Annotated in this window: 13 protein-coding genes; 5 read left to right on the top strand and 8 right to left on the bottom strand. The window is 73.1% G+C overall.

Translation table 11 applies throughout. The annotated features are described in order from the left end of the window. Positions 1-64: 64 nt before the first annotated feature. Complete coding sequence (locus V1260_RS14920) at positions 65-631, top strand: DUF3054 domain-containing protein (protein WP_329747610.1); 567 nt, start codon at positions 65-67, stop codon at positions 629-631. A gap of 21 nt (positions 632-652) precedes the next feature. Here V1260_RS14920 and V1260_RS14915 read toward each other — a convergent pair whose 3' ends face one another. The 6 genes from V1260_RS14915 to hisD all read right to left on the bottom strand — a co-directional run bounded on the left by V1260_RS14915 (position 653) and on the right by hisD (position 7,578). Then, positions 653-2,305, bottom strand: coding sequence for a glucoamylase family protein (locus V1260_RS14915; RefSeq protein ID WP_329747609.1), 1,653 nt, complete (start codon positions 2,303-2,305; stop codon positions 653-655). Between the two features lie 43 nt (positions 2,306-2,348). Further along, positions 2,349-3,167, bottom strand: a complete 819-nt coding sequence (locus V1260_RS14910) for a carbohydrate ABC transporter permease (RefSeq protein WP_329747608.1) — start codon at positions 3,165-3,167, stop codon at positions 2,349-2,351. Further along, complete coding sequence (locus tag V1260_RS14905) at positions 3,167-4,099, bottom strand: carbohydrate ABC transporter permease (protein WP_329747607.1); 933 nt, start codon at positions 4,097-4,099, stop codon at positions 3,167-3,169. Before V1260_RS14905 ends, V1260_RS14910 begins: the two co-directional genes overlap by 1 nt. 1 nt (position 4,100) lies before the next feature. Then, positions 4,101-5,384, bottom strand: a complete 1,284-nt coding sequence (locus V1260_RS14900) for a sugar ABC transporter substrate-binding protein (protein WP_329747606.1) — start codon at positions 5,382-5,384, stop codon at positions 4,101-4,103. Positions 5,385-5,592: 208 nt separating this feature from the next. Beyond that, entirely contained in the window at positions 5,593-6,192 is a 600-nt protein-coding gene (locus V1260_RS14895; protein WP_329747605.1) for a hypothetical protein, read from the bottom strand. A gap of 30 nt (positions 6,193-6,222) precedes the next feature. Beyond that, the gene (gene hisD / locus V1260_RS14890) at positions 6,223-7,578 is read right to left on the bottom strand and encodes a histidinol dehydrogenase (RefSeq protein WP_329747604.1); all 1,356 of its coding nucleotides are present in this window, start codon (positions 7,576-7,578) and stop codon (positions 6,223-6,225) included. 91 nt (positions 7,579-7,669) lie between these two features. Between hisD and zupT the strand changes: the two genes are divergently transcribed. From zupT to V1260_RS14870, 4 genes are all read left to right on the top strand, one after another. Continuing rightward, a complete protein-coding gene (gene zupT / locus V1260_RS14885) occupies positions 7,670-8,500 on the top strand; it encodes a zinc transporter ZupT (RefSeq protein WP_329747603.1) in 831 nt (276 codons plus the stop codon). An 86-nt stretch (positions 8,501-8,586) separates the two neighbouring features. Continuing rightward, positions 8,587-9,777, top strand: a complete 1,191-nt coding sequence (locus V1260_RS14880; protein ID WP_329747602.1) for a hypothetical protein — start codon at positions 8,587-8,589, stop codon at positions 9,775-9,777. A gap of 165 nt (positions 9,778-9,942) precedes the next feature. Further along, positions 9,943-12,183, top strand: coding sequence for an NADP-dependent isocitrate dehydrogenase (locus V1260_RS14875; RefSeq protein WP_329747601.1), 2,241 nt, complete (start codon positions 9,943-9,945; stop codon positions 12,181-12,183). A 102-nt stretch (positions 12,184-12,285) separates the two neighbouring features. Then, positions 12,286-13,074, top strand: coding sequence for an alpha/beta fold hydrolase (locus V1260_RS14870; protein WP_329747600.1), 789 nt, complete (start codon positions 12,286-12,288; stop codon positions 13,072-13,074). On the opposite strand, the gene V1260_RS14865 is transcribed toward V1260_RS14870, so the two are convergent. Beyond that, positions 13,071-13,901, bottom strand: coding sequence for a sulfite exporter TauE/SafE family protein (locus V1260_RS14865; protein WP_329747599.1), 831 nt, complete (start codon positions 13,899-13,901; stop codon positions 13,071-13,073). The two genes, V1260_RS14870 and V1260_RS14865, sit on opposite strands and share 4 nt — an antisense overlap. A gap of 69 nt (positions 13,902-13,970) precedes the next feature. Further along, entirely contained in the window at positions 13,971-15,050 is a 1,080-nt protein-coding gene (locus tag V1260_RS14860; protein WP_329747598.1) for a Gfo/Idh/MocA family protein, read from the bottom strand. Positions 15,051-15,066: the final 16 nt, after the last annotated feature.

Here is a 15,066-nt window from a genome sequence, read left to right as displayed (position 1 = left end):
GGCGCGGGCCACAGCCGGGGTCCGCGGCCCGGGCACCTCAGGAGCGCGCGGCTACGCTGGAGCGATGTTCCGCTCCCTCGGCGCCCTCGTCGGCGATCTCCTGGCCGTCCTGCTGTTCGTCGCGATCGGGCTGATCCAGCACGGCAGCTCGCTCACGACGGAGAGCATCGCCCTGGTCGGCTGGCCCTTCGCGCTCGGCGCCCTGCTCGGGCACCTGGCGATCCGCTCCTGGCGGGCCCCGTTCCGTCTCTGGCCGCACGGCGTGTTCATCTGGGCGATCACGATCGCCGCGGCGATGGCCGTGCGCACTCTCTTCCAGGCGGGCACCGAGGTGTCCTTCGTGATCGTCACGGCCGTGACCCTGGGCGTGCTCATGCTGGGCTGGCGCGCCCTGGCCCTGTTCCTCACGCGCGGCGAGCGCGCCGCGACCGTGCCGCCGGCCGTGTCGGCGGCGCCTGCCGGCCCGGCGTCTCCGGACTCCCCCGCCTCCGCGAACTCCCCGGTATCGGCCGACGAGCAGGAGGCCGAGGCGAGCCCGTCGGCCGAGGTCGAGCCCGCGGACGGCGACCGATCCGAGAAGGCCTCGTCCGCCGGCACCGACGCCCCGGAGCCCGCGGCCGAGGAGCGCTGAGGCTCCCCGGCCGCCGCCGGGTCACTCGCCGGCGGCGAAGCGCTCCTGCCCGATGACCGGTCGCAGCGACTGCTCGACCTCGCTGGTCGCGAACCAGCGGTGCAGCGCCCCGTCGAGGAGGACGTTGCCGAGGGCGCCCAGGATCATCGACTGGTCGAGGGACAGGTGCCTTTCGGCGCGCACGCCCGTGCCGGTGGCGACGGCGTCGTGGAAGCCGCCGGGGCCGTAGGCGCCGAGCTCCGACTCGATTCGGGACAGGTTCTCGATCGCGGCCTCGCGCTCGTACTGCATCGCGAGGAAGGCGGCGTGCGGGGTGACGACCCCGTCGAGGCCCTGCGGGTACTCCTGCCCCGCGACCCAGTCGGTGCCCGCGGCGTCGGAGAAGTACCCGATGGGGTTCAGGCCCAGCGCGTCGACGCCGTACTCGCGGTACCCGGCGTGCGGGTCCGAGCTCGGCGAGAAGCCCCAGTACCCGTAGCCCGCCTCGTCGAGGCCGTGCTCGCGCTGGGCGCGCACGTGCAGCGGATGGTTCACGCCCCAGCTGTCCGGGGCCCACTCCGCCTCGGGGACGAACAGGTCCGGCATCAGCTCCTCGAACATCGAGCCGCCCCAGCCAGGCACGACCCGGAACCCGCGGTACTCGTGGGCGCCCTCGAAGACGTCCACGCCCTCGTAGGTCGCCCACTCCCCCACGGGCGCCATCTCGGGCCAGTCCCAGTCCGGCGGGAAGGTGCGAAAGGTGGTGAAGTACGCGCCGGCCGGGAACTGCCCGGTCATGATCCCGAGATAGGTGACCATGCGCGCCTCGGACACGGCGGTGTCGTAGTGGTGGGTCGCGTGGTACCAGACCTCCGGTCCGCCCACGCCGTTCCACGGCACGGCCCGGACCACGCCCTCGCGGGAGGGGTCCTCGAGCCAGAAGCCGCCGACGACCTGGCCGGGTTGGGCGGCGACCTCCCGGTCCCAGAACACGTCCCAGCGCATCGCGTCGAAGAGAGCGCGGGCGATGCGGGCGTTGGAGGGGTCCGCCTCGGCGACAAGGTGCAGGGCCGCGCCGAGCCAGCCCATGTCCACGCTCGAGACGAAGGGGACGACCACGTCGCCCGAGCCGGGCCAGCTGCGCAGGATGCTGCCGTCCGCCTCGTCGTACCAGTTGACGTACATGCCGGAGGGCTCGTGGCGCTCCATGCGCTGCAGGGTCGCGAGGGTGCGGGCGATACGCCGACGGGACTCGCCGGGCGTGATCAGTCCCAGCTCGCGGGCCACCAGCGTGGACCACAGCAGTCCGCCGATGTTCGTCGGCGAGGTGTACCCGGAGCGGGTCTGGAGGTCCGCGCCGATGTTGTCCGCGGCGAGGCCGGTGTCGGGGTGGGTCATCGCGTCGAGCGAGCGCCAGGTGTCCGCCGCCCAGCGGCGCAGCAGCGCCTCGGGACCCTCGGATCCGGGAGCGCCGCCGCCCCGTCCGGCCGGTGCGGGAGCGGCGGCGTCGGCGTGGGCGGTGCCGCCGACGGTGGCGGCCGCGGCGCCCGCCACCCCCGCCCCGAGCAACGACGCCAGTCCGAGGACTCCGCGGCGGGAGTGCCGCCGCGCCGCGGTGAAGTCCTGCCGCTCGAGGGCGACGGCGCGGGGCGGCGTGCGGGGGAGGCGGGCGGGGGTGTGGGATCGAGCGTGCATGGGGACTCCTTCGTCGTGCGCGCTGGGGCTGCGGGTCAGGGGGTCACTTGATACCGGTGGTCGCGATGCCCTGGATGAAGTGTCGCTGGAAGATCACGAAGACCACGAGGATCGGCAGCACGATGAGCGAAGCTCCCGCGAGCAGCAGTCCGTAGTCGGTCTCGTTCTGGCCGGTCGAGATCAGGGCGAGGGCCACCGGGAGGGTGTAGGTGCTCTCCGAGGAGGAGACCACCAGGGGCCACAGGAAGTTGTTCCAGGACCCCAGGAACGTGAGGATGCCGAGGGTCGCGAAGGCGGGCCCCGCGAGCGGCATGTAGATGCGGAAGAAGATCGCGACCTCGCCGACGCCGTCCAGACGGCCGGCCTCGAGGAGCTCGCGGGGGATGCCCAGGAAGAACTGGCGCATGAGGAACACGCTGAAGGGCTGCACCAGGAAGGGCAGGATCAGCGCGGGGATCGTGTTGGCGAGCCCCATGTTCACCACCAGCACGTACTGGGGGATGAAGGTGACCAGCCCGGGGATCATCAGGCAGGCGAGGACCACTCCGAAAAGGATCCGCTTGCCCGGGAAGCGCAGGTGCGCCAGCGCGTAGCCGAACATCGAGCTGAGCACCAGGTTGCCGACGGTGACGACCACCGCCACCACCGCCGAGTTCGAGAAGTAGCGGCCGAAGGGCCGTTCGAACAGGCGGCGGAAGTTGTCGAGAGTGGGCTGCTCGGGCAGCCAGGTGGGCGGCACCCGGAGCAGCTCCCCCTGGGTCTTCAGGCTGCCCAGCACCATCCACAGGAAGGGGGTGATGACCAGCAGCAGGAAGACGGTGAGGACGATGTAGGTCAGGACGGGACGGCGACGCTCGAGCATCACTTCTCCCTCATCAGACGGAACTGCACGAGGGTGACCACGCCGATGACCAGGAAGGTCAGGTAGGCCATGGCGCCGGCGACCCCGTAGTTGCCGAAGCCGAACTGCTCGTAGGTGTACATGGAGGCGGAGACCGTGGAGTTCAGCGGGCCGCCACCGGTCATCACGAAGGGCTCCTCGAAGAACTGCAGGTAGCCGATCGAGGTGGTCACCAGGACGAAGAGCATCGTCGGCCGGATCGAGGGGAGGGTGATGTTCAGGAAGCGCTGCCAGGCGCCCGCGCCGTCCAGCGCGGCCGCCTCGTGGAGCTGACGGTCCACCGCCTGCAGGCCCGCGAGGAAGATGACCATCGAGGTGCCGAAGTTGCGCCACACGGCCATCACCACGAGGGAGAGCAGGGCGGTGCGCTGATCGCCGAGCCAGTGCGGCCCGTCGATGCCGACCCAGCCGAGCACCGTGTTCACCAGACCCGTGTCCGGCTGGAGCAGGAAGCGCCAGACCACGGCGACCGCGACGATCGAGGTGATGACGGGGGTGTAGAAGCCGACGCGGAAGACCGCGCGCAGCTTCCCCACCCCGCGGTCCAGGGCGATCGCCGCGGCGAGGCCCGCGATGATCGTCAGCGGCACACCGAGGAGCACGAACACCGCCGTGTTCGCCGCGGCCCGTCGGAAGACGGGGTCGGCGAAGGCCGTCGCGTAGTTCTCCAGCCCCACGAACTCGACCGCGAAGGGCGAGCGGATGTCGGTGATCCGCATGTCGGTGAACGACATGATCATCGACTGCAGCACCGGCCAGGCGGTGAAGGTGAGGAAGAGGATAACGAAGGGCAGGGCCAGCAGCAGGCCCGCGCGGGCCTCGGCCCCGCCGCGACGGGAGCGGCGGGACCGGCGCGGGGCGTCCGTCCGGCCGACGGCGGTGCTCGTGCTCATCTCAGGCCCCGGTGCCGATGGCCTGGGCGTCGGACTGGGTGGTGGCCAGCGCCTCCGCCGGGGCGAGGTCGTTCTTGCAGACCTCCTCGACCTGCGCGTCGAACTTCGCGGCGACCTGCTCCCAGGTGGCGATGACCGGCGGGGCGAGGGCGGTGTCGAGCTGGGTGCGGAAGGCCTCGAACTTCTCGTTCGAGGAGACCGAGTCGTCCTCCCAGGCGGTCTTCTGCGCGGGCAGGTCGGTGGAGATCGAGAACCACTGCACCTGCACTTCGGGACGGGAGAGGTACTCCACGAGCTTCCAGGCCGCGTCGCGGTTCTCCGTGCCCTGGAAGACACCGAGGTTGGCGCCGCCGAGGAAGGAGGAGCTGGTCTCCTTGGTGGGCATCACGAAGACGCCGTACTTGTCGGCGAAGCCCTCGCCGCCCACCGCCTCGACCGCGCTCATCATCCACGGGCCGGAGATGAACATCGGCACCGCGCCGGAGACGAAGTCCTGCTCGGTGACGCCGTCGGCGGGGGCGGGGTTGGCGAGCCCGTCGGTGAAGTAGGACTGGTAGTACGCCAGCGCCTCCTCGTTCGGGGCGGACTCGAAGGTGAACTCGCCGCCGGCCTCGTCGACGACGCCGCCGCCGTTGGACCACATCAGCGGCAGCACGGTCTGCCAGGACCCCTGGCCGCCGGGCTGGAGGGAGATGCCCCAGGTGGCGTCGGCCTTCTCCTGGAAGGCCGCGGCGAGGGCGACGAGCCCGTCCCAGTCGGTGGGCGGCTCGGTGATCCCGGCCTGCTCGGCGAGGTCCTTGCGGTAGTAGACGAGGCGGGTCTCGACGTACCACGGCACGCCGTAGACGGTGTCGTCGACGGTCACGGAGCCGAGGGCGCCCTCGAAGTAGTCGTCGGTGGCGATCGACTCCGGGGTGGGCTCGAGCGCCGAGAGGCCGACGAACTCGGCCATCCAGGTGGAGCCGACCTGGGCGACGTCGGGGGCGGTGCCCGCGGCGATCGCGGAGGTGAACTTGTCATGGGCGCTGTCCCAGGGGACCGGGGTCACCTCGACGGTGACGTCGGGGTTCTCTTCCTGGAAGCCGGTGAGCAGCTCGGGCAGCTTCTCGCCCTCGGCGCCCATGGCCCAGACGGTGAGGCTGCCGGTGGCGGGGCCTTCGGCGATCGGCTCGGCGGGGTCGGCCGCGGAGCCGTCGCCCTCGTCGGGGCGGCCGCAGCTCGCGGCGAGGGTCGCGGTGGCGGCGAGGCCGAGGCCGGTGAAGGCCCGGCGGGTGAGGCGGTGCATGGAGACTCCTTCGTCCGGTTCGTCCGGAGACGCGCCCGGAACAGGTCCGGGCGGTGAGGGCGCCTCGTGATGGAAGCGCTTACATCGAGCCATGACGGTAGCGCAGGCGCGCAGGGAGCACAACTCCCGGTCGGTCACCAGAGGTGTTCCCGGCGGGTCACCGGGGCGGCAACGTGCCGCAGGGCGGGCCGTCGGGCCGGCCGTCGGGTCAGCGGGGGTCGGGGCGCTGCGCCGTGGTCCACTCCTGCAACCGCGGGGACTGCAGCAGGGCGAGGGTCAGCGCGGCCCCGGTGGCCCACAGCGCCGGACCGGTCCAGCGCACCACCTCGGGGTCCTCCCCGGCGGCCCACAGCGTCACGATCAGGGACCCGATGACGCAGCAGATCAGCAGCAGGGTCAGCGCCAGGGCCTGGCCCTCGCCGATCGTGTCCCCGCCCAGGATCCGCAGCAGAGACACCAGGGCCCAGAGTGTCGTGACCGTGAGGATGCCGAAGGCGATCACGAACACGGTGCTGAGCTCGCCCTCCGCCGTCGGATCGGCGAGGATCTGGATCGCGAAGAGACCCAGGCGCGCGGTCACGCTCCGCGTGTCGCCGTCCTCGTCGGTGCTCTCCGAGAGGAGCCAGGGCATCACCGCGCCGATCACGAGCCCGGCGAAGGCGGCGCACGCGAGGACGGTCACCACCCCGCGCTCGAGTTGGGTGACGCGCAGCTCGGTCCGTGCGATCCGCCGGCGCAGCTCCATCATCTCCTCGGCGCGGGCCCGGGAGTCCGGGTTCTCCTCACCGCTGTCGGACCGCTCGTCCATGAGTCCCTCCCCCGGGCGGCCGCGCCGCCCTCAGCGCTCGAAGCGGATGTCGATCGCGCGGCCGTGGGCGGGCAGGCCCTCCGCGGCGGCGAGCGTGGTGGCGGCCTGTCGAGCGCTCTGCAGCGCCGTCTCGTCGTAGTGGACGACATGGATACCGCGCAGGAAGGTCTGCACGCCGAGTCCGCCGGTGAAGCGCGCGGTGCCGCCGGTGGGCAGCACGTGGTTGGAGCCGGCCGCATAGTCGCCGAGGCTCACGGGGCTGTGCGCGCCGACGAAGACGGCCCCCGCGTTGATGACCCGCGCGGCGACCGCGGCCGCGTCCGCCGTGTGGATCTCGAGGTGCTCGGCCCCGTAGGCGTCGACGACGGCGAGGCCCTGCTCGAGATCGGCGACCAGCACCGCCCCGCTCTGCGGTCCGGTCAGCGACTCCTCGATCCGCTCGCGGTGCAGCGCCTCGGGCACCTGCCGCGCGAGCTCCCTCTCGACGGCCGCGACGAGCTCGGGCGAGTCGGTGACCAGGACGCTCGCGGCGAGCGGGTCGTGCTCGGCCTGGGAGACGAGGTCCGCGGCGACGAAGCGCGGATCCGCGCTGGCATCGGCCAGGATCGCGATCTCGGTGGGGCCGGCCTCCGCGTCGATCCCCACGCGGCCGCGCACGAGGCGCTTCGCGGCGGCGACGTACACGTTGCCGGGACCGGTCACGAGGTCCACGGGCTCGAGACCCGCCCCGTCCCCGAGATCCTCGGCGCCGTGCGCGAGGAGCGCGATGGCCTGGGCGCCGCCCGCGGCGATCACCTCGGTGACCCCGAGCAGCGCGCAGGCGGCGAGGATCGTCGGGTGCGGAAGCCCGCCGAACTCCTTCTGCGGCGGCGAGGAGAGGACGATCTCCCCCACCCCGGCGACCTGCGCGGGGACCACGTTCATGACCACGGAGCTGGGCAGCACGGCACGCCCACCGGGGACGTAGAGGCCGACGCGGCGCACGGGCACCCACCGCTGGGTGACGGTGCCGCCGGGGACCACCTCGACGCGCTCCTCGGGGCGCACCTGGGCGCCGTCCACCGCGCGCACCCGCGCGATGGACTGTTCGAGGGCGGCGCGGATCGCCGGGTCCAGCTCGACGAGCGCCCGGGAGATCTCCTCGGCGGGCACCCGCAGGTGCTCGGGACGGATCCCGTCGAAGCGCTCCGAGGCGTCGAGCACCGCCGCGGCACCGCGGGCGGCGACGTCCTCGACGACCGGTCGCACGGCCGCGGTCGCCGCCTCGACGTCGAGCTCGGCGCGGGGCAGCGCGGCGATCAGCTCGGCCGGGCCCAGAGGATGCGCCCGCAGGTCGGTGACGGCGAGTCGGGTCTGGCGATCACGGGGGGCGCTGCTCTCGGACATGCCGAGGAGTCTAGGCGGCCGCAGCCCGCGGGGTCCGGCGGGTCCGGCGCGGCTCCTCCGCCTCGCGGCGCGATCCGGCTACGGTGCCCCCGTGCTCACCGCCTTCCTCCTCACCCTCGTCGCGGGCGGTGCCACCGCCATCGGCGCAGCCCTCGGCGTCCTCGGCCGCGGGACCAGCCCGAAGGCCCTGGCAGGTGGCCTGGGGCTCTCCGCGGGCGTCATGCTCTACGTCTCCTTCATCGAGCTCCTGCCGCAGGGCGCCCAGGTGCTCTCGGGCGGGGGCGCGATCACCGCGCGCGGCACCCTCATCGCGACCGTCTCCTTCTTCGTCGGCATCGCCCTGATCGCAGTCCTCGACCGCCTGGTCCCCGAGGCCGTGAGCCCCCATGAGTTCTCCGGCCGCATGGCGGGCGCCCAAGGGCATACCGAGGTGCGGGCCCCGGACGAGCGCGCCGCCGACCTCGCCCTGCGCGCCCGCCTGCTGCGCACCGGGACGGTGACCGCGCTGGCCCTCGCGCTCCACAACGTCCCCGAGGGGTTCGCGACCTTCGTCGCCGCCCTGCAGGCGCCCGAGATCGCGATCCCCGTGGTCGCCGCGATCGCTCTGCACAACATCCCCGAGGGGCTCGCGGTCGCGGTGCCCGTGCGCCGGGCGACGGGCTCGCGCTCGAAGGCGTTCTGGCTCGCGACCCTCTCGGGGCTCGCGGAGCCCGTCGGCGCCCTCGTCGGCTTCCTGCTGCTCGCCCCGTTCCTGAGCGGCGGAGCGATGGGCGCGATCCTCGCCGGGGTGGCCGGCGTGATGGTCTTCGTGTCGCTCGACGAGCTGCTCCCCGCCGCGGAGGAGACCGGCGAGCACCACACCGTGATCTACTCGTTGATCGTCGGCATGGCCGTGATGGCGGCGACGCTGCTGGTGCTGTGACCCGGGTGGGTCGGGGTCGGCACGGGGTGGGTCCGGGCAGGGGCCCGAGCGCACCGACCGAGGGGATGAGGGGGATCATGGACGGGATGGACAGCGACACGATGCCGAGGCGGGCCGCCGGGGGGACCCGGTCGCTGCGCGCCGCGCTGGGCGCGCTCGCCCTCGTCCTGTCCCTCGGGGCCTGCGACCTGCTCGACGACCCCCGCTCCCCCGAGGAGTCGGAGACCACCGCCGCCGCGTCCCCGATGGACCCCGCCGAGGTCGCCGAGTCCGCCGGCACCGCGGCGGATCCGGCCTGGCTCTGCGATCCGGGCGGCGACCACGACGCCCCCGCGGTCCCGGACGGCGACGCCTCGGATCCCGGCAGCGCGACCGTCGGGACCCTGACCCCGCAGTCCGTCACGGCCGACGGCTCCGAGGTGACAATCTCCGGCCCGCTCTCCCTCCCCGACGGGACGGAGTACACGGGCTTCGTGCCCGAGGCGGTCGTCGTCCCCGCCGATCCGCTGCAGCGAGGCGCCCCCGCGGCCGGCTGGGCGGAGGTCCTCGCGGGACGACCCGCGGCGGACTCCCCCACCCCGCCGATCGTCGTGCGAGAGCGGGTCGAGGTCCCCGCCGACGGCTCCGCCCCGACGGCGGCGACCGCCCATCTGACCCTCGGCACCTGCGACGACTCCCCGCTCCCCGACGGCGCCTATGTGCTCCGCCTGCTCGCGGCGGACGGCACCTGGGCGGCCGACGGCAACGTGCTGCTGGACGTGGTCGGGGGAACCGCCCGCGCCGTGCCCGGAGCGGTCACCGCTCCCGACGGGGAGGTCCCGGTGGACCTCTCCGGGCTCACCTGCCGCGCCGCGCCCGCCGCCGTCGGCGACGGGGACGGGCTCGCGCTCGCGGTCGAGGACCCCGTCACGACCCTCCCGGCGCAGCCCGGGGAGGACGGCACGGCTCGCGGAGTGAGCGCCGCCGTCACGGTCACCGCGGCGGAGCCCGGGAGCCGCACGCTGCTGCAGGGGATCGTGCTCCTCGAGCCGTCCACGGGCACGATCGTGGCCGGGGCCCGCAACGCGGACCGCCTCCCGCTGCAGTGGATCGGCCCCGAGGGCGTCACCCGCACGGAGACCGCGTGGACCACCACGGAGACCTGCACGCGCGGCGCCCTCGGCGTCGGTGAGCTGCAGGCGAGGGCCTTCGCGGTGACCGTCGACGCGGACGGCGCGACCCACGTGCTGCTCTCCGATCCCTGGACCGTGACCGTCACCGAGGGCGACGGCTCCTGACCCCGGGCCGCACGCGAGCCCGTTCCCCGTGCGGAGGCCGTCCCGTACCGTGGAGGCGTCCGGATCGATCCGCGAGCCCCGCCGCCCGGATCAAGGCGTCTTGACGTCAAGATAGTCTGGACCTCACGACCCATGCCGCACCGACCGAGGGAGCCCCGCGACACCATGGCGCGCATCATCTACACCCACACCGACGAGGCGCCGATGCTGGCCACCGCCTCGTTCCTGCCGATCCTGGAGGCGTTCTCCACGACCGCCGGGATCGACGTGACCACCCGGGACATCTCGCTGGCCGGCCGCATCGTCGCGGCCTTCTCCGACCTCCTGCCCGAGGAGCAGCGCGAGGCCGACGCCCTCGCCGAGCTGGGCGAGCTGGCGAAGACCCCCGAGGCCAACATCATCAAGCTCCCCAACATCTCCGCCTCGGTGCCGCAGCTGCAGGCCGCGATCGCCGAGCTGCAGGGCCAGGGCATCGCGCTGCCGGACTACCCCGAGAACCCCGAGACCGACGCGGAGAAGGACGCCCGCGCCCGGTACGACTCCGTCAAGGGCTCGGCCGTGAACCCCGTCCTGCGCGAGGGCAACTCCGATCGCCGCGCCCCCGAGGCGGTCAAGAGCTTCGCCCGCAAGCACCCCCACCGGATGGGCGCCTGGAGCAGCGACTCGAAGACCTCCGTGGCGACCATGGGGGCCGACGACTTCCGCGCCAACGAGCAGTCCGTCGTGATGGACTCCGCGGACACCCTCTCCATCGTGCACGTCGCCGCCGACGGTGCCGAGACCGTGCTGAAGGCCGCGATCCCCGTCCTCGAGGGCGAGGTCGTCGACTCCACCGTGATGCGCGTGGCCGCGCTCGAGACCTTCCTGCGCGCGCAGATCGCCGCCGCCAAGGAGCAGGGCGTCCTCTTCTCCCTGCACCTCAAGGCCACGATGATGAAGGTCTCCGACCCGATCCTCTTCGGCCACGCGGTCCGGGCCTTCTTCCCGACCCTCTTCACCCAGTACGGCGACGCGCTCGCCGCGGCCGGCCTGTCCCCCAACAACGGGCTCGGCGGCCTCCTCGCCGGGATCGACGAGCTCGAGGAGTCCGTGCGCGAGGGCGCCCGCGCCGCCATCGAGAAGGACCTCGCCGACGGCCCCGACCTCGCCATGGTCAACTCCGCCAAGGGCATCACGAACCTCCACGTCCCCTCCGACGTCATCATCGACGCCTCCATGCCGGCGATGATCCGCACCTCGGGCCACATGTGGACCAAGGACGACACCGAGCAGGACACCCTCGCGGTGATCCCCGACTCCTCCTACGCCGGCGTCTACGCCGCGACCATCGAGGACTGCCAGATCAACGGCGCCTTCGACCCCACCACCATGGGCACCGTCCCGAACGTGGGCCTGATGGCGCAGAAGGCCGAGGAGTACGGCTCGCACGACAAGACCTTCGAGATCGCAGCCGACGGCCGCGTCGAGGTGCGCGACGGCTCCGGCGCCGCACTCATGACCCACGAGGTCTCCGCCGGCGACGTCTTCCGCGCCTGCCAGGCCAAGGACGCCCCGATCCGCGACTGGGTGCAGCTGGCCGTGCGCCGCTCCCGCATCTCCGGCATGCCCGCCGTGTTCTGGCTCGACGAGTCCCGCGCCCACGACCGCAACCTCATCGCGAAGGTCGAGCAGTACCTCGCCGAGGGCGTGGACGGCGAGAGCACCGAGGGCCTGGACCTACGGATCCTCTCCCCGATCGAGGCGACCAAGCACACCCTCGCCCGCGTCCGCGCCGGCGAGGACACCATCTCGGTGACCGGCAACGTGCTGCGCGACTACCTCACCGACCTCTTTCCGATCATGGAGCTCGGCACGAGCGCCAAGATGCTCTCCGTGGTCCCGCTGATGAACGGCGGCGGACTCTTCGAGACCGGCGCCGGCGGCTCCGCGCCCAAGCACGTCCAGCAGCTCGTCGAGGAGGACTACCTGCGCTGGGACTCCCTCGGCGAGTTCCTCGCGCTCGCCGAGTCCCTGCGCCACCTCTCGCGCACCGCGGACAACCCCCGCGCCGCCGTGCTGGCGGACGCCCTGGACCGCGCGACCGCGACCCTGCTCGACGAGGGCAAGTCGCCGCAGCGCAAGCTCGGCTCGATCGACAACCGCGGCAGCCACTTCTACCTCGCCCTCTACTGGGCCCAGGAGCTGGCGAAGCAGACCGAGGACGCGGAGCTCGCCACCGCCTTCGGGCCGATCGCGACGGAGCTCACCGAGGGCGAGTCGACCATCGCCGCGGAGCTGCTCGCGGTGCAGGGCAAGCCCGCGGACATCGGCGGCTACTACCGCCCCGACCCGGCGAAGACGGCGGCGGTCATGCGCCCGTCGGCGACCTTCAACCGCATCCTCGAGGAGATCGCCGCGGCGCTGTGAGGCCAGGCCCCTCCTCCTGAGGACCCGCGTCCGGCAGCCCCGGGCGCGGGTCCTCCTGCTCCCGGGCGGAGATCCGCCCCCGACCCCTGCCGAGGTGTCCCCGTGCCCGTCATCCCCTCCCCCGTCGACGGCATCGACCTGCGCTACGACGTCTCCGGCGACGGCCCCGCGCTCGTACTCCTGCACGGCTCGGTGCTCTCCCGCGCGATCTGGCGCGGCCTCGGCTATCTCGCGTCGCTCGCCGCCGAGCACACCGTGATCCGCATGGATCTGCGCGGTCACGGCGGATCGGGCGCCCCGCACGAGTCCTCGGCGTACACCCAGGCGGCCTTCGTCGCGGATCTCCTCGCGGTGCTCGACGCCGAGGGCCACGCCCGCGCGGCGCTGCTGGGCTACTCCCTGGGGGCGCGCGTGGCGCTCAGCTGCGCCCTCGAGCATCCGGGGCGCATCACCCGCCTGGTGAGCCTCGGCGGCTCGGCCTCCGCCCAGCAGGGCGCGGTGGACGCCGTCTTCTTCCCCGGCGTGATCGACGCGGTCCGCGAGGACGGCATGGAGGCCTTCTGTGCGGGGCAGGGGCTCGGCCCGGACGTCTCCTCCCGCCGGGCCCGTGCGACCCGCACCGCCTTTCTCGCGGCCGATCCCCGGGCGGTCGCAGCCCTCCTCGCCGCCACCGACGCCACCGACGGCGTGCCCGACGAGGCCCTCGCCGCCTGCACCGTGCCCGCACTCTGGATGGCCGGGAGCGAGGATCATCCGCGGCTGGAGCACTCCCGCCGGGCCGCCGCGCTGATGCCGGATGCGGAGTTCGTGGAGCTCCCGGGCCGGGACCACGGCGGCACGCTGTTCCCGCCGGAGCCCGTGCTCGAGCAGGTGCTGCCCTTCCTGCGCTAGAGCACCTGGCGGATCAGGGCCACGAGCGCGACCACGACGATGATCCCGCGGAGCACCCCCTCGGGCAGCCGCTTGGCCAGGTGCGCCCCGAAGTAGCCGCCCAGCAGCGCGCCGACGGCGATCGCGGCCGTGGCGATCCAGACGATCTCGACCCCGAGCACCACGTGGGCGATGAGGTACACCGTCGCCGCGGCGGCGTTGACCACCAGGCTCGCGAGGTTCTTGACGTGGTTGACCTGCCCCATGGGCTTGCCGGTGAGGGCGCCGAGCACGCCGAGGTAGAGGATGCCCTGGGCGGCGGTGAAGTAGCCGCCGTAGATCGAGGCGCCGCCCATCGCGGCGAGCAGCGCCGGGGAGCGGTACGGGCTCGCCGCGGAGGAGGGGGCGCCGTTCGCACTCGCGCCGTCCGCCGTCGGGCCGGCGGCCGCCGCGCGCCGCTCGCGCCGCGCGGTGATCGCCCGGGTGATGCGCTTCTGGAAGACCACCAGCAGCAGGGCGACGACGATCAGGATCGGCACCACCACGTCGAGCGCGTCGGACGGCGAGAGCAGCAGCAGCACCGCACCCGCCGAGGCCAGCACCGTGGTGGTGCCGATGAGGGGCAGCAGGTCGCGGCCCTCGGCGGCGATCTCCCGCCGGTAGCCGGTGACGGAGCCGATCGTGGAGAAGAGGATGCCGATCGTGTTGGTCCGCACCGCCGTGCCCGGCGGGACGCCGAGGGCGAGCAGCACCGGCAGGGTCAGCAGCGACCCCGAACCGACGGCCGCGTTGATGGCCCCGGCGAGGGTGCCCAGGACCAGCAGGACGGCGAGGGAGAGGGGATCCACCCGGAGCACCTTAGTGCGCACGCGGCCGGGGGCGGGACGCGGTCCGCGCCTCCCGGCCGCCGCGCGGACTCAGACCAGGGAGATCTCGCGCCCCTCCTCGGCGGAGCGGTAGATCGCCTCGAGCAGGCGCACCACCTCCACACCGTGCCAGGCGGGGGCCACGGACTCCGCGCGGCCCTGGCAGGCCTGCACGAAGTTCGCGATCTCGGCGGCGAAGCCGGGGCCCATCTCGAAGGTGCCCGAGGAGATCTGCGGGGTGATGTTGACGACCGATCCGTGCATCTCCGAGGCGATCTGGAGGCTCGGCTCGAGATCCGCGCCGCCCTTGTCACCGTGGATCGAGACGGCGATCGAGTCGCGGGTCGCGTGCAGCGAGTAGGAGCAGTCGAGCATGAGCACGGCCCCGTTCTCGAAGCGGATCATCGCCCCGGCCATGTCCTCGACGGAGTTCTTCGCAGGGTCGTAGTCGGCGACCTGGTAGCGGGGCATGGTGGTGATGTGGGCGCGGTTGCCGAGGCGGTGGGCGGTGGTGCCGCTGACGGCCACGGCCTTCGGGCTGCCCATGAGGTACCAGGCGAGGTCCAGCACGTGCACGCCGATGTCGAGCAGCGGGCCGCCGCCGGCGATCTCCTTGTCCGCGAACCAGCCGCCGGGGTTGCCGTTGCGGCGGATGCAGCTCGCCTTGGCGTAGTAGATCTCGCCCAGCTCGCCCTCGTCGACGAAGGTCTTCAGGACCTGGCAGTTGGGGGCGTGACGGCGCACGAAGCCGACCTGGACGACGACGTCGTGGGCCTCGGCGACCCGCTGGATCTCGAGCGCCTCGGCGAGGGTGCGGGCGATCGGCTTCTCGACGAGGACGTGCTTGCCGGCCTCGATCGCGGCGATCGCCCACGTGGCGTGGCTGTCGTTCCAGGTGCAGACGCTCACCGCGTCGATGTCGGGATCGGCGAGCAGCTGCTGCGGGTCGCCGTAGGCGTCGGGGGCGCCGAACTCGTCGGCGACGGCGCGGGCGCGCTCGGCGTTCATGTCGGCGACGGCGACGAGCTGGGAGTCGGGGTCGTCGCGATAGGCGGCGAGGTGGATGCGGGCGATGCTGCCGGCGCCGATGACGCCGATGCGGACGGGCCGGGACGGGTTCGTGGTGCTCATGGGGTGGTCTTCCGGT

Origin of the sequence: Brachybacterium sp. J144 (assembly GCF_036321705.1) — a bacterium.
Classification (GTDB): Bacteria; Actinomycetota; Actinomycetes; order Actinomycetales; family Dermabacteraceae; genus Brachybacterium.
The sequence above is the reverse complement of the archived record's forward strand: the minus strand, read 5'-3'. Positions and strand labels throughout refer to the sequence as shown.

Coding starts and splice junctions, on each gene's coding strand:
- V1260_RS14920 (WP_329747610.1), top strand. CDS start 65: ATGTTCCGCTCCCTCGGCGCCCTCGTCGGCGATCTCCTGGCCGTCCTG.
- V1260_RS14915 (WP_329747609.1), bottom strand. CDS start 2,305: ATGCACGCTCGATCCCACACCCCCGCCCGCCTCCCCCGCACGCCGCCC.
- V1260_RS14910 (WP_329747608.1), bottom strand. CDS start 3,167: ATGCTCGAGCGTCGCCGTCCCGTCCTGACCTACATCGTCCTCACCGTC.
- V1260_RS14905 (WP_329747607.1), bottom strand. CDS start 4,099: ATGAGCACGAGCACCGCCGTCGGCCGGACGGACGCCCCGCGCCGGTCC.
- V1260_RS14900 (WP_329747606.1), bottom strand. CDS start 5,384: ATGCACCGCCTCACCCGCCGGGCCTTCACCGGCCTCGGCCTCGCCGCC.
- V1260_RS14895 (WP_329747605.1), bottom strand. CDS start 6,192: ATGGACGAGCGGTCCGACAGCGGTGAGGAGAACCCGGACTCCCGGGCC.
- hisD (WP_329747604.1), bottom strand. CDS start 7,578: ATGTCCGAGAGCAGCGCCCCCCGTGATCGCCAGACCCGACTCGCCGTC.
- V1260_RS14880 (WP_329747602.1), top strand. CDS start 8,587: ATGGACAGCGACACGATGCCGAGGCGGGCCGCCGGGGGGACCCGGTCG.
- V1260_RS14875 (WP_329747601.1), top strand. CDS start 9,943: ATGGCGCGCATCATCTACACCCACACCGACGAGGCGCCGATGCTGGCC.
- V1260_RS14860 (WP_329747598.1), bottom strand. CDS start 15,050: ATGAGCACCACGAACCCGTCCCGGCCCGTCCGCATCGGCGTCATCGGC.